Origin of the sequence: Robertmurraya phoenicis (assembly GCF_047302285.1) — a bacterium.
GTDB lineage: Bacteria > Bacillota > Bacilli > Bacillales > Cytobacillaceae > Robertmurraya.
In genome coordinates this window covers 2,089,556-2,111,240 of the sequence record NZ_CP154845.1, presented here as the reverse complement: position 1 = coordinate 2,111,240, position 21,685 = coordinate 2,089,556, and the positions used below count along the sequence as shown (strand labels likewise).

19 protein-coding genes and 2 other annotated features are annotated in these 21,685 nt (G+C 38.1%); of the genes, 5 read left to right on the top strand and 14 right to left on the bottom strand.

Features of this window, described 5'->3' with window-relative positions; all coding sequences use genetic code 11:
• Positions 1–18: 18 nt before the first annotated feature.
• Complete coding sequence (locus tag AA0X71_RS10485) at positions 19–3,789, bottom strand: S8 family serine peptidase (RefSeq protein WP_413361854.1); 3,771 nt, start codon at positions 3,787–3,789, stop codon at positions 19–21.
• 317 nt (positions 3,790–4,106) lie between these two features.
• Here AA0X71_RS10485 and AA0X71_RS10480 point away from each other — a divergent pair, with 317 nt between their 5' ends.
• Both AA0X71_RS10480 and aroD read left to right on the top strand, forming a co-directional pair.
• Positions 4,107–4,205, top strand: a complete 99-nt coding sequence (locus AA0X71_RS10480) for a YjcZ family sporulation protein (protein WP_413361852.1) — start codon at positions 4,107–4,109, stop codon at positions 4,203–4,205.
• A 157-nt stretch (positions 4,206–4,362) separates the two neighbouring features.
• Positions 4,363–5,112 carry a type I 3-dehydroquinate dehydratase gene (aroD, locus tag AA0X71_RS10475; protein WP_413361850.1) on the top strand — a complete coding sequence of 250 codons (750 nt, stop codon included), beginning with the start codon at positions 4,363–4,365 and terminating at the stop codon, positions 5,110–5,112.
• A 42-nt stretch (positions 5,113–5,154) separates the two neighbouring features.
• Here the strand turns inward: aroD and AA0X71_RS10470 are convergent, their stop codons facing one another.
• The 8 genes from AA0X71_RS10470 to trpE all read right to left on the bottom strand — a co-directional run bounded on the left by AA0X71_RS10470 (position 5,155) and on the right by trpE (position 12,725).
• A complete protein-coding gene (locus AA0X71_RS10470; protein ID WP_413361848.1) occupies positions 5,155–6,237 on the bottom strand; it encodes an AI-2E family transporter in 1,083 nt (360 codons plus the stop codon).
• A 110-nt stretch (positions 6,238–6,347) separates the two neighbouring features.
• Positions 6,348–7,127, bottom strand: a complete 780-nt coding sequence (trpA, locus tag AA0X71_RS10465; protein ID WP_413361846.1) for a tryptophan synthase subunit alpha — start codon at positions 7,125–7,127, stop codon at positions 6,348–6,350.
• Positions 7,124–8,326: a tryptophan synthase subunit beta gene (trpB, locus tag AA0X71_RS10460; protein WP_413361844.1), complete on the bottom strand. Its 1,203-nt coding sequence runs from the start codon at positions 8,324–8,326 to the stop codon at positions 7,124–7,126. The genes trpA and trpB overlap by 4 nt, the downstream gene beginning before the upstream one ends.
• Entirely contained in the window at positions 8,323–8,940 is a 618-nt protein-coding gene (locus tag AA0X71_RS10455) for a phosphoribosylanthranilate isomerase (protein ID WP_413361842.1), read from the bottom strand. Before AA0X71_RS10455 ends, trpB begins: the two co-directional genes overlap by 4 nt.
• Positions 8,940–9,728 carry an indole-3-glycerol phosphate synthase TrpC gene (trpC, locus tag AA0X71_RS10450; protein WP_413361840.1) on the bottom strand — a complete coding sequence of 263 codons (789 nt, stop codon included), beginning with the start codon at positions 9,726–9,728 and terminating at the stop codon, positions 8,940–8,942. The genes AA0X71_RS10455 and trpC overlap by 1 nt, the downstream gene beginning before the upstream one ends.
• The gene (gene trpD / locus AA0X71_RS10445) at positions 9,729–10,754 is read right to left on the bottom strand and encodes an anthranilate phosphoribosyltransferase (protein ID WP_413361838.1); all 1,026 of its coding nucleotides are present in this window, start codon (positions 10,752–10,754) and stop codon (positions 9,729–9,731) included.
• Entirely contained in the window at positions 10,726–11,337 is a 612-nt protein-coding gene (locus AA0X71_RS10440) for an anthranilate synthase component II (protein WP_413361836.1), read from the bottom strand. Before AA0X71_RS10440 ends, trpD begins: the two co-directional genes overlap by 29 nt.
• A complete protein-coding gene (gene trpE / locus AA0X71_RS10435) occupies positions 11,334–12,725 on the bottom strand; it encodes an anthranilate synthase component I (RefSeq protein WP_413361833.1) in 1,392 nt (463 codons plus the stop codon). The genes AA0X71_RS10440 and trpE overlap by 4 nt, the downstream gene beginning before the upstream one ends.
• A gap of 57 nt (positions 12,726–12,782) precedes the next feature.
• Positions 12,783–13,035, bottom strand: a binding site (T-box leader).
• A gap of 42 nt (positions 13,036–13,077) precedes the next feature.
• Positions 13,078–13,330: a binding site (T-box leader), on the bottom strand.
• Positions 13,331–13,555: 225 nt separating this feature from the next.
• Here trpE and AA0X71_RS10430 point away from each other — a divergent pair.
• Positions 13,556–14,809, top strand: coding sequence for an MFS transporter (locus AA0X71_RS10430; protein ID WP_413361831.1), 1,254 nt, complete (start codon positions 13,556–13,558; stop codon positions 14,807–14,809).
• A gap of 62 nt (positions 14,810–14,871) precedes the next feature.
• Here AA0X71_RS10430 and AA0X71_RS10425 read toward each other — a convergent pair whose 3' ends face one another.
• Positions 14,872–15,630: an alpha/beta fold hydrolase gene (locus AA0X71_RS10425; RefSeq protein ID WP_413361829.1), complete on the bottom strand. Its 759-nt coding sequence runs from the start codon at positions 15,628–15,630 to the stop codon at positions 14,872–14,874.
• A gap of 178 nt (positions 15,631–15,808) precedes the next feature.
• Between AA0X71_RS10425 and AA0X71_RS10420 the strand changes: the two genes are divergently transcribed.
• A complete protein-coding gene (locus AA0X71_RS10420) occupies positions 15,809–16,357 on the top strand; it encodes a DJ-1/PfpI family protein (RefSeq protein WP_413361827.1) in 549 nt (182 codons plus the stop codon).
• Between the two features lie 86 nt (positions 16,358–16,443).
• Here AA0X71_RS10420 and AA0X71_RS10415 read toward each other — a convergent pair whose 3' ends face one another.
• A complete protein-coding gene (locus AA0X71_RS10415) occupies positions 16,444–17,238 on the bottom strand; it encodes a DUF2935 domain-containing protein (RefSeq protein WP_413361825.1) in 795 nt (264 codons plus the stop codon).
• 195 nt (positions 17,239–17,433) lie between these two features.
• Between AA0X71_RS10415 and AA0X71_RS10410 the strand changes: the two genes are divergently transcribed.
• A complete protein-coding gene (locus tag AA0X71_RS10410) occupies positions 17,434–17,967 on the top strand; it encodes a DJ-1/PfpI family protein (RefSeq protein ID WP_413361823.1) in 534 nt (177 codons plus the stop codon).
• Positions 17,968–18,079: 112 nt separating this feature from the next.
• Here AA0X71_RS10410 and AA0X71_RS10405 read toward each other — a convergent pair whose 3' ends face one another.
• The 3 genes from AA0X71_RS10405 to AA0X71_RS10395 are packed head-to-tail and all read right to left on the bottom strand — an operon-like array spanning position 18,080 to position 21,617.
• Complete coding sequence (locus AA0X71_RS10405; protein ID WP_413361821.1) at positions 18,080–19,948, bottom strand: fructose-specific PTS transporter subunit EIIC; 1,869 nt, start codon at positions 19,946–19,948, stop codon at positions 18,080–18,082.
• Positions 19,945–20,871, bottom strand: coding sequence for a 1-phosphofructokinase (pfkB, locus tag AA0X71_RS10400; protein WP_413361819.1), 927 nt, complete (start codon positions 20,869–20,871; stop codon positions 19,945–19,947). Before pfkB ends, AA0X71_RS10405 begins: the two co-directional genes overlap by 4 nt.
• Positions 20,868–21,617 carry a DeoR/GlpR family DNA-binding transcription regulator gene (locus tag AA0X71_RS10395; RefSeq protein ID WP_413361817.1) on the bottom strand — a complete coding sequence of 250 codons (750 nt, stop codon included), beginning with the start codon at positions 21,615–21,617 and terminating at the stop codon, positions 20,868–20,870. The genes pfkB and AA0X71_RS10395 overlap by 4 nt, the downstream gene beginning before the upstream one ends.
• Positions 21,618–21,685 lie beyond the last annotated feature (68 nt).

Here is a 21,685-nt window from a genome sequence, read left to right as displayed (position 1 = left end):
AATCTGCTTTCTAATTTTTTACTTTTTACCTTTTCCTGGGTTGTCTTTCTTTGGTGCTTTCTCACCCTTTTTTAACTTATAAAGCTCAATTGTTTCAATCGTTTTATTTCCTGCAAGGTCCTCAACTTCAAAGGTGAAGGTATTCCATCCATCTGCAAGTATTAATGTGTAGTCGGAAAAAACTTTGTTAAAGCTTCTCATCTCATAAGGAGCTTTTAGCTCTTGGTAAAACTCTTCACTTCCATTGTAATAAAATCGAATTTCATCAAAGTTGTCCGTTACTTGAAGGTCTACAACTGGATTTTTAGCGTTATGCTTAATGTATTGGTCTTTAGGTAGTCCTTTTACTTCCAATACTGGGGCTGTACTATCCACAAACACGTCACGCTTGATTGAAAATTCGTTAGCAGCATAATCAATGGCTCTTACATCTAGACGGTGAAAATTATCCTCAACTTCAATGGTTGAATCAAATTCATATCTTGCTGTTGCTTCATTGAACTGGAATGGAATTTTTTCACCAGCAATCGTCAATTCCTTCAAACCTGATTCATTTTCAACAACATATCCATTTACCTGTAGTTCACCAGAATTGTAAACCTCTAATGCTTCTGGATTTACTAAATACACAAAAGGCATCGTTTTGTCACTACTACTAGCTTCCACTTTTTCCTCCGCTATGTTACCAGCATAATCATATGCAACCACTGTCACTTCATCAAATGCAGCATCCTCAGGTAATGTATATTCAGTCGTATCACCTGGAAGCGGTGTTGCAAGGATAGAATTTCCGTCTACTAATATATCAATATAGGCAATTCCAGAACCATTTTCGTTATCCTCAACATTTAAGGCTAACGTGGTTTCTGTTAATTCAGCTTCAATACTAGGAGCTACAGTGTCCACTTTAACTGGGATTGAAACAGTTTGCCAATCTGCATCAGGGAAATCAATGACAGTGCGAATTTCAAAATAATATTGTCCATCTTCTGCCGTTGCATTTTGAATCTTTCCATCCCACTCCCATAATGGGTTCAATGTATAATGAGGGTTTAATCCTCCATCATAGTAATTCTTCCGTACTTCATTTTCCGTGCGTAGCTTTCTAACTTCATTTCCATTCTCATCAAGAATCGCTAACTCTACTTCTTTAGCATTCCGAAGGAAAGAGAGAATCGGAATGATTTCATCTTGAATATGATCTCCGTTTGGAGAAAACGCAATATTTTCATTTGTAATCGTACTTGAGATTGGATCATATCCTAAATAATTGTAGCTATCTTCTCCTGCATCGTATACAGCTCCACCCATGCCATAAAAAGACTGTTCATCATAGACCATGCCATCAATAATTGGAGCTTGATCCCAGTCTCCATTAAAGCCAACATAAGGCACGGTTAATGTTGGATTGACGTCTGTAGAATCAGTCAAGGTGACAAATCCTTCAACAAAATAGCCATTGATAAAGACATCCGTTGCAGGGATTAACGCTCCAGTTGACGGTTCTACAACTGTTGCATTCGATAAATCTGCCGTTACTGTTAAGGTTACAGATTCATTAGCAAGGACCGTGATTTCTGTTGCTGTCTCTCCATTTACAAGTATACTAGCATCATAGATTGGAGCTGCCTCTAGTACGTTTGCTTCATAGCCTAACTCTCCCCAACCTGCAAAATCTGTTTGAAGATTGGCTGAAACATTATAGCTAACAGCTTCGTCACTGTAGTTTAGCGCAGTTAATGTAAACTCGAATTGATCGTGAATCTCTTTTAAGGCAACTTTCCCTTCATTGGTACGGCTTTCCGTAACAATAACTGGGGATTTCAAGGCTGAATGAAGTTGCATGATTCCCGCACCTTGTCTTCTTGGAGAATATGGATTATCCCAACCAAATACGCCATTGACAAAGCCCTGATCTTTAATTGGACTAGATGTATTCATAAGTAGATTTTTGGCAATATTTATTCTCTCAAAGCCAGTTACACCGAATTCGTTATCTACTCTCTCTAGAACAAGCGCTGCCCCTCCGGAAACATGAGGAGCTGCCATCGATGTTCCACTCATCATTCCATACTGATTATTTTCAAGGGTAGAGTAAATTTGCCCCCCTGGTGCTGCAATTTCCGGTTTAAAATCTAAGTTCGGAGTTAAGCCCCAAGACGTAAAGGCACTCATTTTTCCACCTTCAGGATTTGGAGCCGTCGTCTTTTCTCCATTAAATGTAATGGAAACAACTTGTCCTGCCTGAAGGGCTGTAGCTAATTGGTCTCCATCTGATTTCAGCATAAATAGCTGTGGAATCATGATTGCTGAATCTGTGGCCATATTGACATAGCCATCGGCGTTATTATAAATAATAACCCCTGCAGCTCCTGCATTTTGAGCATTTAATGCTTTATCAACAAAAGCAAGCTCTCCGCGTTGGATTAACGCATATTTACCATCTACATTCGTAAGTTCCTCAGGATAACCTAAGCCACCATACACGATATCGAATGTTTTTGTTTCCACATCATTTGGATGAGTATTTCCAGCAGAGAGGAATGGGGCATTATTCTCTACTCCATCAATTACATAATTTACCGCATCCAAATCCATAAACGTATTTTCTACAGATGCGACCTGTAGAGAGTCATAAGCGACTCCAGGAGAACCAGAAACGCCAATATCCGGATTTGAGGCTAACGGATTTGCCCAACCGTTTCCTAGATGAGCAGAGTTTCCTGCAGAAATTGACATAAGTACTCCATTTTCAACAGCTCTTGTGACGGCTTTCTGCTCCATCGTTTCAGATGACACAAATCCAGCTGTTGAACCTAAACTCATATTCAAAACATCGGCACCTAAAATAATCGCGTCGTCAATTGCCTTTACATAAATATCCCCGTAAGTTGTCGTAATATTAGGATCATTTCCAAATACTTTAAGGGCTAATAACTGAGCTTCAGGTGCTACTCCCTTAATGCCTCCATTTTCTTCATTTCCATTTGCCCCTACCGTCCCAGCAACATGCATTCCATGCATAGAAGCACCAGGAGCAATATCACGAATGATATTATTTTCATCCATATAATTGTATCCGTAAGGGACTTTATCGGAATAATATTGACCATTAAGCCCGTTTTCTCTTATGTACTTTTTAACATCATTCTTTTTCAGTGCTGCATCTTTTTTCGAAGATAGAACCATGTCACGATGGGCTGGATCGATCCCTGTATCAATAACTCCGACAATCATTCCTTCACCTTTGAAACCATAATCTCTCCATGCTTCTTGGGCTTGAACGAGTTCTTTACTGTATACCATATCTGGAGATTCATCTGGACGTTCATACTCCAAAGTGATTTGAACTTCCGCTACTTCCGGAAGCTTTTCGATTTCTTGAATATCCCCATATTTCACTTCAGCACTAAAACCGTTTAAAACAGTCGTAAAGGATTCTTTCTCACGAAGATTAATCTTCTTCTTTTTTACTTTCTCTTTTACTTTTCCCTGCTCTTGAAGCTTTTCTGCCTTTAAGCTTTTCTTTGTTGCTTCCGGGAGTTCTTTATAACGTTTGCCTCGCTTTTGTGCATACTCAACAACAGGCTCTGATTTCATTTCAACGATAACACGTACCGGATCTGATGGAGCGTATTGTTTATCGAGCTCAGACTTTGAAATGGACTTAGTTGCTGTTACGCTCCTTTGTGTAGTTTCCTTTTGTTGAGGAAGGGATGCCCCTGATACAGAAGTACTAAACAAGAGTAGAACTAATAATAAGATCGATAGTGCTTTTAACTTCTTCATAAAGTCCTCCTTTTAGTAAAAAGTATATAAATTCTGAATATTCTTGATGTATTTTAAACTTATCATAGGAATGAATTCTGTGGATAGTGACCGAGGACTCAAAGAATTATAAATATTCTAGTTAATTCGGATTATTTTTTTCAGTTAAACCATAATTTAACAATTTATTCGTATAGCAAATTAACAAGAATTTCACGTTTTTCTCTTAATTTGGGCGATTGGAGTCGTCTACTTGTCCAACCCTCCGTTAACGATTTTCATATGATATTAGCGACAGCTTTCACAATGCTGTTAGTTGTGAACTGGAGGTGATCTTAATGAGCTACGAACACGGAGGCAACAACTCAAGATTCGCGTTAATTGTTGTTTTATTTATTTTGTTAGTTATCATCGGAGCTAGCTATATGGGCTACTAAACTAAAATGGACTCTTCGCCACACACCAGTTTGCACTAAGCGCCTATTCTGGCGCTTTTTTTCGACCTATTTGTTTACTGATTCTAGCTAAAATCAGCTGTAAATGGTATGCTTTTTTCAGGTATAGTTTCATTCGGACAATAAGGAGAACAGGTAGATGCTAAAAGAAATGAAATTTAAGAACCATCCTTACATATGTGCACCGATCGTTGGAAAAACGAAAAATGAATTGCTAATAGAAATCGAACGTGTGAAAGGACAAGAACCTGATTTGATCGAATGGAGAGCTGATTTTTTTGAGGAATTACATCATGTAGATAAAGTTCTCAAACTCGCTAACACTCTACACGATAACCTAGGAGACATTCCCCTTCTTTTTACGATCCGGTCAGAGGCAGAGGGCGGAAATCCTGTTTCATTATCTGAAAATGAAATCAATAAATTACTAGTTACAATTTGTGAAGAAACATCTATTGATCTTATTGACTATGAATTACGCAACACGATAGAAGTGATTTCTCATATTCGTGAAGTTTCTGAAAGACATGGAAAGCTCCTTATTTTATCGTATCATAATTTTAAATCGACTCCTTCAAAAGAAGAACTTCTAGCAATCTTAAATAAAGCCGCTTCATTACATGCGGATATCGGTAAAATCGCGGTTATGCCGAATGATCATGCTGATGTCATACGATTACTTCAAGTAACTGAAGAAGCGAAAAAGAGTCTACCTATATCAATAGCCACAATGGCGATGGGGGATATCGGCGCTATAAGTCGTATGGCTGGATGGATTTTTGGTTCCGAACTTATTTTTGCTGTTGGAGATAGACCTTCAGCACCTGGACAGATTTTAATTGAAGATCTGCGAAACCTCATTCAAACGATGAAAAAGTATCAAGTATAAGAAAAAAGCATGTTAACTCTAATTGAATTAACATGCTTTTTCTTATGCAGTTCGATAGATTTTCACGACATTAACGACAATCACCTTCACAATTGAATAGAGCGGAATGACGAAAATCACACCCACAATTCCCACTAAACTTCCTGCCGTTAAAATGAGGACAATAATCGTTAAAGGGTGGATATTCAGTGTTTTCCCCATAATATTAGGTGAGACAATATTACCTTCAATTTGTTGGGCAACTAACATGATTATGGCCACATATAAAACCATCATCGGATCCTGAAAAACGGCAACCAATAACGCTGGGATGACCGCAATATATGGACCTAAAAAGGGAATGACATTTGTGAACATTCCAAATACAGCTAAAACTAATGAATAGTTTAAGCCAATAATCAAATAGCCTATCAGTAACAGAATACCAACAATTAAACTAACAATCATTTGACCTTGAATATAGGTAGCAATCGTTTTGTCCATATCTTTAAGGATTGATAACACATTCTCTTTTTTCGATCTTGGGAAGAACACGGAAACACTAGGTGCAAAACGATGTCCATCCTTCAACATATAAAAAAGAATAAATGGTACAAGAACTAAGCCAAAAATGATATTAATAAATCCACCAATAACCCCGAAAACACCTAAAATCCCGTTCGCGATATTGCCCACATTTTCTTGGAGTTTTGATTCAATATCTTGGCTAGCTGATAGCATGGCATCCTGCACAAAACTTGGAAACGTAGTACGATTTTCTTGTACATAAGTGATCCATTCCATAACTGTTGAGATCATTGTCGGTAAATTAGCAACAAATCTTTCTAGCTGATCATTGATAGCAGGAGCAACTAATTTAACAACCCCGTATACAAATAAAATGATCGCAACATATGCTGCTATTACTGCCAACCATTTTGGACATTTCTGTTTCACAAGAAATGTCACTAATGGACGGCATAAATAATACAAAATTCCCGCCAATACAAACGGGAGAAAGATCGTCTGTAGCAGTACCACTACTGGTACGAGCAGAAATTTGTTAATGTTCAGTAATAACACAATAAGCAAAAATAGTATGATCGCAATCATTACTTTGAACCATCTTTTTTCCATTAACGCCATTAAAAAAATCACATCCTACATCTGTCCAATATTTTCCTCTCCCTGAATATATCAATCTTTTCATTAAAAATCCATTTAAAAATGATAAAAAACGAGTGGAGTCCACTCGCTTACACCTCAATCGTTTTTATCGACTTAATCAGTTCTTCGATTTCTTCTAGATTGTTGTTATGAAATAAATCCACAATTCTACTTCCAACTACAACACCGTCACAATATTGGCTGAATTCCTTCACTTGCTCTGGTGTAGAAATTCCAAAACCTGCTAATACGGGAATGGAGCTGATTTCCTGAATATTTTTCAAATAGCTCTCAACATCTTGATGAAAGTTTGCTCTAGCACCCGTTATACCGGTTACTGTTACCGCATAGAGAAAGCCTCTACTTCTACTTGCAATTTCGTTAATTCTCTCATTGGAACTTGTTAATGTCACTAAGCGAATGAGTTCTATGTCAGCAACATCAAAGTGAGAAATTACTAAGTCCTCTTCTTCAATTGGTAAATCTGGGATTATACATCCGTCCACTCCCGCTTTACTAGCATCCTCTATAAAAGAAGTGATTCCATAAGCATAGATCGGATTCATATAAGTCATAACGATAATGGGAATTGACACAATCGGTCTTACATTTAAAATCGTTTGAAGTACAGCCTTTAAAGTGGTTCCTTTTTCAAGAGCTCGCAAACCGGCAGCTTGAATTGTTGGTCCATCCGCCACTGGATCAGAAAATGGAATGCCTATTTCCACAGCGGTTGCCCCACAAGATTCAAGAAAAACAATCCGTTCCATTAAGGAGTCAAGCCCCCCGTCACCTGCCATGATATAAGGAACAAAGGCCTTCTCCTTTTTCTCATTTAAACGTTCAAATGTTTTATTTAATCGATTCATCCTTGTTCTCCCTCCAATCTCGCTTTTACCGTTTGAACATCCTTATCACCACGACCGGATAAACAAACGACAATGCCTTCTTCCAAGCTCATCGTTTTCGCAAGTTTAATCGCGTAGGCGACTGCATGTGCGCTTTCTAACGCTGGAATAATTCCCTCTAGTTTACAAAGAAGTTGTAATCCTTCTAATGCTTCGTCATCTGCAATCGATTGATACTCTACTCTGCCAATATCCTTCAAATAGCTATGCTCTGGTCCAACCCCAGGATAGTCTAGGCCTGCCGATATGGAATGAGCCTCTTGAATTTGGCCAGCTTCATCCTGTAAAAGATACATAAGTGCTCCATGTAAAACACCTGGTTTTCCTTTCGTTAATGAGGCAGCATGCTTTGCTGTATCAATTCCAAGACCAGCTGCTTCAACCCCGTACATGTTTACCCCATCATCTTCAATAAACGGATAAAACATTCCCATTGAATTGCTCCCGCCGCCAATACAGGCTACTAACGCGTCTGGTAATCTTCCTTCCTTCTCCACAAATTGTTTCTTTGTTTCCTTCCCTATCACACTTTGAAAATCACGTACCATCATTGGAAATGGATGAGGTCCCATCACAGATCCTAAAATATAATGCGTATCATGAACATTTGAAACCCAGTAACGGAGAGCTTCATTACAAGCATCCTTTAAAGTTCTACTCCCTGAAGTGACCGCTTCAACCTTTGCACCTAATAGCTCCATCCGAAAAACATTTAATTGCTGACGTTTGATGTCCTCTTCTCCCATAAAGATGACACAGTCTAAATTTAAGAGTGCACAAACTGTAGCCGTTGCCACTCCATGTTGGCCAGCACCTGTTTCTGCAACAATTTTCTTCTTACCCATTCTTACCGCTAAAAGTGCTTGCCCAATTGTATTATTAATTTTGTGGGCACCTGTATGGTTCAAATCTTCACGTTTCAAATAGATTTTCGCCCCACCTGCGTGTTCAGTTAAATTCTCAGCATAATATAGAGGTGTTTCTCTTCCGACATAGTCTGTTAACAGTGTATTTAATTGTTTGTGAAAGCTCTCATCATTGATCGCTTCCTTGTATGCTACCTCTAATTCTTTCACCGCTTGCATAAGCGTTTCCGGAATAAACCGCCCACCATATTTGCCAAAATGACCTTTTTCATTCGGTAATGCGTACGTGTTCATTTTACTTCCTCCCGATTTTTAGCTTTTCTTAAAAACGTTTGTATTTTAGCGAAGTCCTTTTTTCCATCCGTTTCAACTCCACTGCTTACATCGACCATATAAGGCATTACTTCTTTAATGGCATCCTCGACATTATTGGGATTTAATCCTCCAGCTAAAATAATCTTCTTCCCTCTTCTATCGAATTGCGACAACAAGCTCCAATCGAATTTAACCCCATTTCCTCCACGATACTTACCTTTAGGACTATCAAGTAGAGCATAGTCACAATCAAATTGATGAATTTGTTCTAAATCCTCTTTCGACTCGATGCTGAAAGCTTTAATGACAGGCACAGTTAATTGCCGGCAGTATTCAGGGGATTCATCCCCGTGGAGTTGCACAACATTTATACCTGTTTGAGCAATTATCTCTTGGACTACTTCTAAAGCTTCATTAACAAATACTCCTACTTTAAGTACATTTGCAGGCAAGCTGTCGATCAACTCCCCAGCTTCTTCAGAAGTGATTTTCCTTTTACTTTCCGCGAACACAAATCCGACAGCATCGGCACCTTGTTCAATTGCATAGCGAACCGTTTCCACATCTTTAATTCCACAAATTTTAACCTTCATCAGTTCAAGACCTCACTTAATGGAAGCTTCATTTCCTTTAAAATTACATCTGGACTTTTATGTTTCATAAATGTTTCTCCGACGAGAATGCCTTTCGCTCCAGCAGCAATCACTCTTTTCACATCATCAATCGTACGGATTCCACTTTCACTAATTAAATATCTGCCCTCGCTTATGATCAGTGGCGCAAGATTTTCTGTCATATCTAGATTGACTTCAAATGTTTTTAAGTTACGGTTATTGACACCAATCAAACGGTTATTTGTTTTTAAAACTCTTTCTGCTTCCTTTTCATTGTGAATCTCCATTAGGACATCTAATTGCTGCTCTTGTGCATATTGATAAAGCCCGTGAAGCTGCTCGTCATCTAATGCCGCTGCAATGAGGAGGATGACATTAGCCCCAGCTTTTTTAGCTGCATCTATTTGAATTCTGTCAATGATGAAGTCCTTACATAAAATCGGGTTAGAAATCGCCGCTCTTACCTTCTCTAAATCATTCATGGAGCCTTTAAAAAAGGTTTCGTCTGTTAGGACCGATACTGCATCAGCCCCTGCCCCGACATATCTTTGTGCTTGTGAGGCAGGTTCTATATGTGGATTAATATCCCCTTTAGAGGGGGAGGCTCTTTTGAATTCCGCGATAATGGCTAGTTCTTTAGCATGGGCAAGATTTTCAACAAGTGAATTTCTTGGGAAAGCGACCTTAATTTCAGACTGGATACTCTCCTTCAACACTTCTACTTCTTTTTTTTTCACAGCAATAATCTTATCTAAAATGGTTTCCATCTAAATCACCTCTGCCTTACCTGCTTGACTTTTTTCAATAAGTTTTTCAAGCTTTTCTATGGCTGCACCTGAGTCAATGCTTTCAGCTGCAAGTTTGACCCCTGATTCAATCGAAGAAGCAACCCCACTCGTAAAGATGCCTATTCCAGCGTTGAGGAGAACCGTATCACGCTTTGCCCCCTTTTCTCCCTTTAGAACGTTTAAGAGAATTTCGCCATTTTCTTTTGAATCTCCACCTTTTATCTCCTCATTGCTATAAATAGAAAAGCCAAGCTCCTCAGGATGTAGAACTCGATATCGTATGTTTCCATTTTCTAAGATGGCCAAATGATTTTCGCCTGCTAAAGAAGCTTCATCCATAAATCCTGCTCCATTTAGTACGACCGCTCGTTTTCTTCCTAATGTTTTTAACACTTCTGCAAACATTTCTATTAAATCCCTTCGATAAATCCCAAGGAGCTGATAATCCAAATCAACTGGATTTGTTAACGGACCAATTAAATTAAACACGGTCGGGATTCGAAGATCTCTGCGAACTTTCATAATTCGTTTAATATTTGGGTGAACATACGGAGCAAAAAGGAAGGTAATTCCTACTTCTTGCAATAGTTCCAGTGAAACTTTTGGTTCTAAGTCCAAATTCACACCCAAGTATTCCAACACATCGGCACTTCCTGTTTTACTCGTAATACTTCGATTTCCGTGCTTTGCCACCTTTAGTCCTGCTCCTGCCATAACAAATGCCGAGGTTGTACTAATATTGAAACTTTTCGAGCCATCTCCTCCTGTTCCACAATTATCGATGATATTGGGAATTTCCGACTGAAAAGGTAATGCCTTTTCCCTAAGGGCTTCAACAATTCCTACAATTTCATCAACTGTTTCCCCTTTTGTTTTTAACCCGACCATAAAAGCAGCAATCTCACTATCTGTTGTTTCCTCCGAAAAAAGATTGTTCATTACCTCCTGTATCTCTACCTTTGTTAAGGAATCCCTCTCAACCAACCGTTGTAGATAATTTCTCATTTCCCTTTCCCCTCCTGATACTCTCAAGAAATTTTTCAATCATTTGTTTTCCAGTTTCCGTTCCGACTGATTCAGGGTGAAATTGAAGACCAAATAAAGGATAATCCTTATGTTTAATCGCCATAATTTCTTGATCATCTAGCGACTTTCCAAGAATGGTAAACGAATTACTCAAGGTTTCTTCTTTAATCACTAAAGAGTGATAGCGCATAATTTCGATTGGGACTGGTAGATCGTGAAATAGCTCTGTTCCAGTATGGGTCAAAGATGACCTTTTTCCATGCATGATGTTTTTCGCTTTCACAACACTGGCTCCGAAGGCGTACCCAATCGCCTGATGGCCTAAGCAAATTCCGAGAATGGGAATTTCTTGATACAAAGCCTGGATCAACTCCACACAGATTCCTGCATTTTCTGGTCTTCCTGGTCCAGGTGATAAACAGATGGCATCTGGATTCAGTGCCTTAATTTCATCAATCGTTACCTCATCGTTACGCTTAACGATGATTTCCTCGCCTAGTTCGCCAAAATATTGATACAAATTAAAGGTAAAGGAATCATAATTATCGATCAGTAAAATCATTTCTCTTCCTCCAAATAAGCCCTTAGTTTGTGTAAAGTTTCTTCATATTCCTTTTCTGGGATGGAATCATACACAATTCCAGCACCAGCCTGAATATAGACATCTTCACCCTTCATGACCATCGTTCGAATCGCTAAGGCAAAATCCATATTGCCGTTTGCTGAAAGATATCCAATCGCACCTGAATATACGCCTCTTTTCACTTCTTCAAGCTCATTGATAATTTCCATCGCTCTAATTTTCGGTGCACCAGAAACGGTACCTGCTGGTAAGCAAGCAATTAAAGCATCAAGCGGACTGTAATCTTCGGTCAATATTCCGCTGACTTCTGAAACTAAATGCATGACATGCTTGTATTTTTCAATTTCCATATATTTTTCAATTTTGATCGTTCCAAATTTACTCACTCTGCCGATATCATTTCGCCCCAAATCAACAAGCATTTGGTGTTCGGCAAGCTCTTTTTCATCTTGTTTCAACTCTTCGGCAAGTCTTTCGTCTTCTTCAGGAGTGCTTCCTCTTGGTCTTGTTCCAGCAATTGGATTGGTAATTACTGTATCGTTTGTTGCTTTAATCAAACTCTCAGGTGATGCACCTGCTACGATATAATCTTCAAAATCTAAATAGTACATGTATGGAGAAGGATTTTGTACGCGTAACTTTCGATAGAATAAGAAAGGATCTCCGCTCATTTTAGCGGTCATCCGCTGCGATAATACGACTTGAAAAATATCCCCTTCAACAATGTACTCCTTTGCTTTTTTCACTTTCTCTACAAACTGTTCTTTAGTCATGGCAGCTTCAAATGACGTGAGTTTAAATGATTGCTCCCCTATTTCATCCCGTTCAGAAATTTCTTTCTTTCTTATTTGTAAACGTTTCGAAAGCACTGCTTCTGTTGTTGTTTCTAGAATGGGAAGCCCCACTAAATAAACCTTTTGCTCTAAATGATCGAAAGCGATGATTTCTTCGAACATCATAAAATGCACATCTGGTATTGAAAAATCATCACGTGGCACCTCTCCAATCTTTTCGTAGTGACGAATAACATCATAGCCTACAAAGCCAATTGCACCTCCGATGAAAGGGATACCCTCTATTTCAATTTCGCCAACCTGTGGCATATAGCGTTTTAAAACATCAAGAGGTCTTTCCTGAACCACTTCTTCTACGCCATTTTTCACAATAATGGTTTCATGTTGAAATCCTTTTATTTCAAAAGCAGGATTTGCACCGATAAATGAATACCTGCCCGAATCCTCATGCTTTAATGAACTCTCTAAAAGAAATTTCTTACTCCCTGCAAGCTTTTGATAAATGGAAATCGGTGTTAGCGTATCCCCTTGAATTGACTCAGTTAAAACGATTCTTTCGTCCAATTTCACCATTGAAAACACCCCTTCTTTTTTAAAATAAAAAAGTCCCCTATAAGCATAGCTGTGCTTATAGAGGACGATAGTTTTTTACCGCGGTGCCACCTCACGTTAGAGCATTCATCAATGCTCCCACTTTTTCGGATTCGCAAATTTCTTTGTAAATCCTATCCTTTTAACGGTGGAATTCCGTACAGCCCTACTTAACATTTCAAGCTGTCTCTCGTAAGCCCATTCGATGGATTTGACTTTACCGGGATTACACCTGCCCCGGCTCTCTGTAAAAACCAATCTTCCATGTACTCTTCTTACTCGACGATGTTCACTATTCATTTTTTAACCATACAAAAAGGGCTTCTCATCCTGGGAAAAGGACGAGAAACCCGTGGTGCCACCTTCATTAGCTAAAATATTAGCTCGCTCATAGTATCAAATGTGCATTTTGCCATTTAATACCTGTCTCTTGTAACGATGAGACTCATTCGCCAAAGCCTACTACAAAAATCGGTTCGGTTTGGAAGCTCAGAAGCCCATTCACTTAAAAATCAACACTGATTTGCACCAACCATCAGCTCTCTAAAGAATCCTTTTAAGTTACTCTTCTTCGTCAACGCTTTGCTTTATTGTTAATTATCATATACACATATTGCATCAAAGTCAACTATTTTTATCGAAAAATTCTAATTATTAATTTTTACTTCAATCCATAAATAGTTAATCGTTTTTCAGTTAGTTTTTCGTCATTTATGTAAATATTAATGTAGGGAGTTATCAATTTTTAATCAGATATGAAGTCTTCTACTTGCTAAAATTTATAACCAATAATAAAAAAGGCGGAGCAAAAGATGGATTTCATTGAAAATTCTTTATCAAAGAAAGAGGATAGCAAAAAAACACAACATTCGCAAGGTAGTAAATGGAGTGTTTTAGCGTTAGCATCGATCCCTCTCGTCATGACATTAGGTAATTCAATGCTTATTCCCGTTCTTCCAGCAATGAAAGAAGAATTGAATATTACATCTTTCCAATCAAGTATGATCATTACTGTTTATTCCATTGTCGCGATTATTTTAATCCCAATTGCTGGGTTTATATCTGATCATATCGGCCGTAAAAAAGTAATCATTCCAAGTCTCATCATTGCTGCTATCGGTGGAATGATTTCCGGATGGGCTGCTTGGAAAATAACTGATCCTTATTGGATTATCCTCATCGGCCGAGCACTTCAAGGAATTGGAGCTGCTGGTGCAGCACCGATCGTTATGCCCCTCGTTGGCGATATGTTTAAAAGCGAAAAAAAAGTCAGTAGCACCCTCGGAATCATCGAGACATCGAATACACTTGGGAAGGTCATTAGTCCCATTTTGGGAGCTTTTTTAGCAACCTTTGTTTGGTTCATTCCATTTCTGTCCTTTCCAATTTTCTGTTTCATCTCGATCCTTTTAATGGCAATCTTTGTCAGACGAGGAAAAACCGAATACGAACCCATTCCATTTAAGGAATTTATTCACCAAATCAAGAAAATTTTTAAAAATAACGGCAGATGGTTAATCGCTATTTTTGCGATCGGGATTATTTTAATGTTTGTCCTTTTTGGGGTTCTTTTTTATCTGTCTGAAATTCTCGAGAGGGATCATCAAATTATGAATGTAAAAAAAGGCTTATATCTTGCTTTACCTTTGGGCGCCTTATGTCTTACCTCGCTCATTACAGGGAAGATCATCAAAGAAAATAAAGTATTGATGAAATGGATTACTTTTGCGGCACTTTTATTAATGTCGTTATCCATTGCAAGCTTAAGCTTTTCCAAAGGACTCTGGTTTATGATCATCATGTTCTTGTTAAGTGGAATTGGCATAGGAGCAAGCCTGCCCTGTCTTGATGCCATTATTACGGAAGGAATTCAAAAGGATCAACGGGGAACGATTACATCGATCTACCACTCGATGCGCTTCATTGGGGTAGCAGCGGGACCTCCAGTAATGGCTATTTTACTGAAACATGTTGAGGGAAGTCTCTTTTATATACTAGCCGTAGTTGGCATCTCCGCTGTTTTACTTACCTTATTAGCCATTAAACCTGATAAGAAGAAAGAATAAGTCCCAGCCAGGATTTTGTTTTATGAAAATAACTCGACAAACTGGCTGGCTTTGAATTTTCCTTAATGAACCGTTTCTGAAATAAAATCCGTTACTAATCGGTTGAAAATCTCCCATTTTTTGGTTAATACTTGATGGGAGACCTTTTCTACCACTTTCAACTGGTGAGGAATGTCTCGATAAGATCTTATATGCTGATTGGCGAAATCCTTCGAACCATACACTAATAATAATGGACTTTTCAACTGTGTAAGACGTTCGACACAAGAGTAAGCTAATGTCTTTTCATAATACTGGAACCATGTTTCCTTGTTTGCTTTTATCATATGATCAAAAAACACCTTGCTAATATCTTTACGATTTGTATGACTACTTGCTATGCATTTAGCAAGAAAATGAGGGAATTTTTTCACTAAAAACATCCCTATCAAATGTTCATCCTTTAAAACGAGGGATTGTACTTTTGGATAACTACTTACTAAGATGGTTGCAGATGTACGCTCTGGAAAAGTTAAGGAAAATTCTTGTGCAATAATTCCACCTGCTGAATACCCACAAATCACTGATTTTGAAATTTGCAAATGATCGAGAAGTAATTTTATTTCAATGGCATAGCTCTCAATAGAGATGTCTAAATGAGTTCCTACCGAGTCTCCATGCCCACTTAGATCAGGAAAAATGACTCGAAACTGTTCTTGCAAACTTGTTTGAAAAAGAAATACCTTTCTACCCATTCCAGGTGGGTGAATAAAGACGATTGGAATTCCTGAACCAAGATCATCATAATACATATTGAAATCTTCATTATTATAAATCGGCATAGCAACCTCCCCATGAATTACATATCACTCCATGTTAATATGACTTGCTATTCAATCCTTCATACAAAATTGTAAAAATGAAATGAATTTTTTGTGAACGAAAAGGAATTACTCTCCTCTTCTGCGAATATATAATCGAAGGGTCTAACCCTTTATATTTGGAGAGGAGGAATAAATGATGTCAAAAAAAGTACTAATTCTAGCGGGAGATGCGGTAGAAGCATTAGAAATTTACTACCCGTATTTCCGATGTCTTGAAGAAGGTTATGATGTACAAATTGCCGCTCCATCAAAGAAGCAATTACAAACAGTCGTGCACGATTTTATTGGGTGGGATACTTACACGGAAAGTAAAGGATATTTAATCGAATCTCATTTAACATTTGAAGATGTGAAGCCTGAGGAATATGATGGGTTGATTATTCCGGGAGGGAGAGCTCCTGAATACATCCGTCTAAATGATAATGTCCCAGCGATCGTTTCTCATTTTTTTGAAACAAATAAACCAATTGCAGCAATTTGTCACGCGAGCCTAATATTAACGACCGTTAAGGAATATTTAAAAGACCGTGAGCTTACAGCTTATATTGCTTGTAAACCTGATGTAGAGGCAACAGGTGCTACATATATTGAGGAACATCTACATGTTGAAGGGAATCTTGTTTCAGGACATGCATGGCCAGATTTACCTGGGTTTATGAGGGAGTTTATTAAACAACTAGGTTAGATTAAAAAAATGCGATCCAGGAACGCTGGACCGCATTTTTTTAATTTTTATTTCGAGTCATAAAATGCAGGATTGATTACAGGAAGTTACGCTTCTAATCTCGGTTTAGTTGGATCGCAATTAGGCTTTTCAAGGTCCGTTGCTTCAGCAAGCTTCGTTAGGTAGTAGCATTCTTCTCGCATCATATGGTCTGCCATTAGCGGTGCAAATGTGCCTAAAGCCTCTTTGCTTAGTTCTAGTTCTTCAATTTCATTTAGAAATCCCATAAATAAATTCATTTCTAGCTGGACATCATGGTTGAATTTCTCGAGAGCAGGAAAAGTTGATAAATTCGTTCGTAAAAACCCCGTCAACTCAACTGCTTTTAAATAAAAAGCTTCAAAACCCTTTGTAAATTCATCGCTTTTTTGTTTTATTTTCTTCTCAACGGTTTCCATATTATCGGAAATCGTTCCTGCATGACCGGCCCCATCTAATAGCCAAATCAAGTGATGATGGAGTTCATGAAATACAGGAGGAACCTCTCCTTTTTTTAGATAACCTAATACCAACAAATATTCTTCTAACTCATTCACCATATGGCTAATAAAAGCAGGACCTAAATGAATCGTTATCTTTCCTGTCAAATGTCGCTCAATTATATCTAGTTTGAATTGGCGAAGCTTCTTTGCCTCTACCTCAGCCTCTTCACTTAGCTTCATTAAATCCGCCCCGTCTACTCTATTTAATAATCCATCAAAAGTGGAGATAAAAGCATTTGCTTGTTCGATTAGCTCCCTTTCATTTGGACCAAGTGAATCATGAATAAATCTGGAATGATCCCCTAGTACTTGAAGCCAAAAACGATGCTCAAACTTTGCAGTATGTTCATAATTTGCCATAATAATATTCCCCTTCCTTTCTTTATCAAAATTTATCCTCATTTTTCAATTTCTTCCTCTTAAAATATATAGAGTCAATTCGGTCACATTATGATAATTGATCTATTTTTGTAATTTTATGAATTTTGAAGGTATTTTAAAGAATATGTAGAAATTGTATGAATGAAGATGATCTTTTTCTTAGGAGGTGAAGTGATGACAACTGGCATCTTACTTTATCCAAGATTTAGCGAATACGAGCTATCTGTAATCCTTTCTGTTCTCACACAAGCCAATCATCCTAAAATATTCATCGGTCTAAATGACGATCCAGTAAAGGGTGAGGCTGGATTAACATGTTTACCGGAAGCGACCATTGATAACGTCCATCTGGACCAAATTCAAAGCCTTGTATTACCTGGTGTAGACGACTTTCAGCATTTAATGGAGAAAGAAGCGCTCTTTGAATTTATCCGGAAAGTATATGAACAAGATGCCGTCATCGGTGCGATTTCGAGTGCACCATTTTTATTAGCGAAAGCTGGTATTTTACTTGATCGATTTTATACGACAGGAATTTCCAAACAGGCTCGAGAGTTTTTAGGCGTCTTTTCAGAAAAAGGTTATGTCGATGCTCCCTATGTCTTCGATAAAGGAATTTTGACTGCAAAAGGTGCCTATTTTATCGACTTCGCCAATAAGTTCGGTCAAGTATTAGAATTAGACTTTAATCGTAATTGGTACAGATAACGTATTTAAGTCTTTACTAATTCTATAATGGCTGCTTAAATATGAAGTATGCGAAAAAAGCCTAAATTAAAAAACGAACAAAGCCCATTAGACTTTGTTCGTTTATGTTCTATTATTTCACTGGTTTTTTAAGTAGACCAAGTAAAACAGATGATACAATCGCACCAATAACAATGGCTAATAAATACATGAACCATCCTCCACTAACGAGTGGAATTACGAATAATCCACCATGTGGTGCTTGAAGACCGATTCCAAAAAGCATCGATAGACCACCTGCAACTGCTGAACCAGCCATCAATGAAGGAATAACACGAATTGGGTCGGCTGCTGCAAACGGGATAGCACCTTCAGTTATAAAGGACAGCCCCATAATATAGTTAACTTTCCCAGCATCACGTTCTTGTTTATTAAAGCGATTTTTGAAAAAGGTTGTTGCCAGAGCGATTGCTAGTGGAGGAACCATACCTGCTGCCATGATCGCTGCCATCGGTTCATAAACTCCATTTGCTAAAAGTCCTGTACCAAATACATAAGCAGCCTTGTTAACAGGTCCACCCATATCGAATGACATCATTAATCCAAGGATAATTCCTAATAGCACTGCATTCCCTGTTCCAAGTCCAGAGAGCCAATCAGAAATGGCCGTATTTAAAGCACCAACTGGTTTATTTACGACATAGAGCATGATAAATCCAGTTAAAGCAATCCCTAATAATGGATATAGTAATATCGTTTTAATTCCCTCAAGTGAAGCTGGCATGCCTGACAATAGCTTTTTCAAACCTACAACTAAATAACCTGCGAGAAAACCAGCAACGAGACCACCGAGAAAACCTGCCCCACCAGTAGCAGCAAGCATACCGCCTACCATACCAGCAGCAAATCCTGGTCTGTCAGCAATGCTCATGGCAATAAATCCTGCTAAAATCGGTATCATTAAACCAAAAGCTGTCCCACCACCGATCGTATTTAACGCTTCAGCAATTGGATGATAAGATGGATCAGATGGATTGGCTGCATTAATTCCAAACATAAAGCTAATGGCGATTAATATTCCCCCACCGACAACAAATGGGAGCATGTTCGAAACACCGCTCATTAAATGCTTATATATCGTTGCGGCAATGCCTCTAGATTCTTGTTTCGTTTCTTTTTTTGCTCCACCTTGACCTCTATAAATAGGTGCATCTTGCTTTAGCGCTCTTTCAATTAACTGCTGAGATTTACGAATTCCATCGGCAACTGGCACTTCAATTACATGCTTTCCATTGAATCGGTTCATCTCCACATTTGTATCTGCTGCCACAATAACCGCAACAGCGTTTTCAATTTCATCTTCAGTCAAAATATTTTTAGCCCCACCAGAACCATTTGTTTCGACCTTGATGTCAACCCCTAATTCTTCTGCTTTTTGTTTTAATGAATCTGCCGCCATATAGGTGTGGGCAATTCCCGTTGGACACGCTGTAACCGCCACGATAAAATCTTTTTTCCCACTCATAGACTGCACTTCTTCTTCTTTTTCTTCATCATAACGATTAATAATTTCTATAATTTCATCTTCTGTGTTTGCTTTCAGTAATTGCTCTCTCACTTCACTATTCATGAGTATAGTCGAAAGTCTTGAAAGGGCTTCTAAATGTGTATTATTGGCTCCTTCCGTTGCCGCAATCATAAAGAATAAATGAGAAGGTGCACCATCTAATGATTGATAATTAACTCCAGTAACAGAACGTCCAAATGCAATCGCAGGTTCTCTAACGGCTTTTGTCTTTGCATGCGGAATGGCAATACCTTCCCCGATTCCTGTTGTACTCTGTTCTTCTCTAGCAAGAATCGCATTTTTAAAACTTTCGCTGTCTTCTAATTTATTTGCTTTATCAAGGACCTCAACAAGCTCATCAATCGCATTTATTTTTTCTTCTCCATTGAGTGCAAGCTTAATTGTTTGTTTCGTTAATAATTCAGTAATCCTCATGATAGTTCCCCCTTTACTTCTTCTATCTTTACTTGCGTTAATACTTCTTCTACTTTCTCTTTCGTACATAAACCTAATGAAAAGGCTGTAGCACTCCCACATGCGACACTAAAGCGAAAAGATTCTTCATAATCTCCACCGCGCTCATATTTTGCAATAAAACCAGCAACCATCGAATCGCCTGCACCAACAGAGCTCCGGAGCTTCCCTTTTGGTGTATTTGAAATAAAGGTTACCTTCTCGTTTACAAAAATAGCTCCTTTGTCTGCTAAAGACACGATTACATTTTGTGCTCCCATGTCTACTAATTTCCGTGCAAATGGAATCGCCTGCTCTGGACTTTCAATTATTACATTAAAAAAGTCACCTAGTTCATGATGATTTGGTTTAATAAGAAAAGGTTTGTATGTGATAATACTCTTTAGCAACTCTTCTTCTGCATCGACAATACATTTAACCTTGGTTTCTAAACAAATTTTAGCTAACTCCTCATAAGTACTTCTTGGCATTGAGCTAGGGATACTTCCAGCTAAAATCAGAATATCTTCCTCAGACAGTTTTTTTATTTTATTTTTTAATGCTTCAAAATCACTTGCTAAAATCGTTGGGCCCATAGCATTTACTTCTGTTTCATCTTGAGCACTTAGTTTGACGTTAATTCGTGTATCTTCTTGCACCTTCACAAAGTCCGTAGTAATTCCGTAATTCTCTAAATAATCTTCAATATATACTCCTGTAAAGCCTCCTATAAACCCAAATGCCTTACTGTCAACGCCAACTCTTTTTAAAACCTGTGATACATTAATCCCTTTTCCCCCAGGAAACTTTGACTCCGCAATGGAACGATTTAAGCCACCAAGGTGAAACTCATCCAGTTTGACCATATAGTCTAAAGACGGATTTAACGTAACTGTGTATATCATGCTGTCACAACCTTTATTTCTGTTTTCCCTGCATATTGCTTTTTGACATCTTGATCTAAATCATTGGTAATGGTCGTTGCTGCATCAATATTTGCTATTTTTGCGAATGCCACTTCTGTAAATTTAGAATCATCTGCTAAGATGAAGGCTTCTCTTGATAATGAAATGGCTAATTCCTTTATGGTCGCCTCCTCTTGATCGGGCGTCGTAAATCCAAAATGCGGATGAATCCCATTTACTCCCATAAAACACTTATCAAATCGATAGTGCTGAAGGCTTGCCAAGGCATCGCGACCAATCATGGCTTTTGTCGAAGGCTTAACAAACCCGCCAATTAAATATGTTTTTATATTTTTTTCCAATAATAATGGAAGATGTGTCGTTCCATTGGTCACGACGACGATACTTTCGGGAAGATGAGGAATCATTTCAAGAATCGTTGAACCTGCATCTAAATAAATGGAATCACCCTTTTCTATTAGTCCAACAGCATATTGAGCGATTTTTTGCTTTGCTTGGTGGTTTTTGGATGATTTTTCAATCATTGTTGGTTCTTGTAATTTCCCTTGAAGTCTAGCTGCTCCACCATGTACCCTTTTTAAAAACTTTTTATCTTCTAAATATGTTAAGTCACGACGTATCGTTGATTCTGAAGAATTCGTAAGCTCAACCAGCTCATGAATTTTTACTGTATTTTTCTCTTTCAAAAGCTTTAAAATTTTGTCATGTCTCTCAGTTTCTAACAAGTCAGCACCTCCTTGTGAAGCGTTTACATCTTTATGTTTTTATCTTACCCCAATAACCTACCAAAATC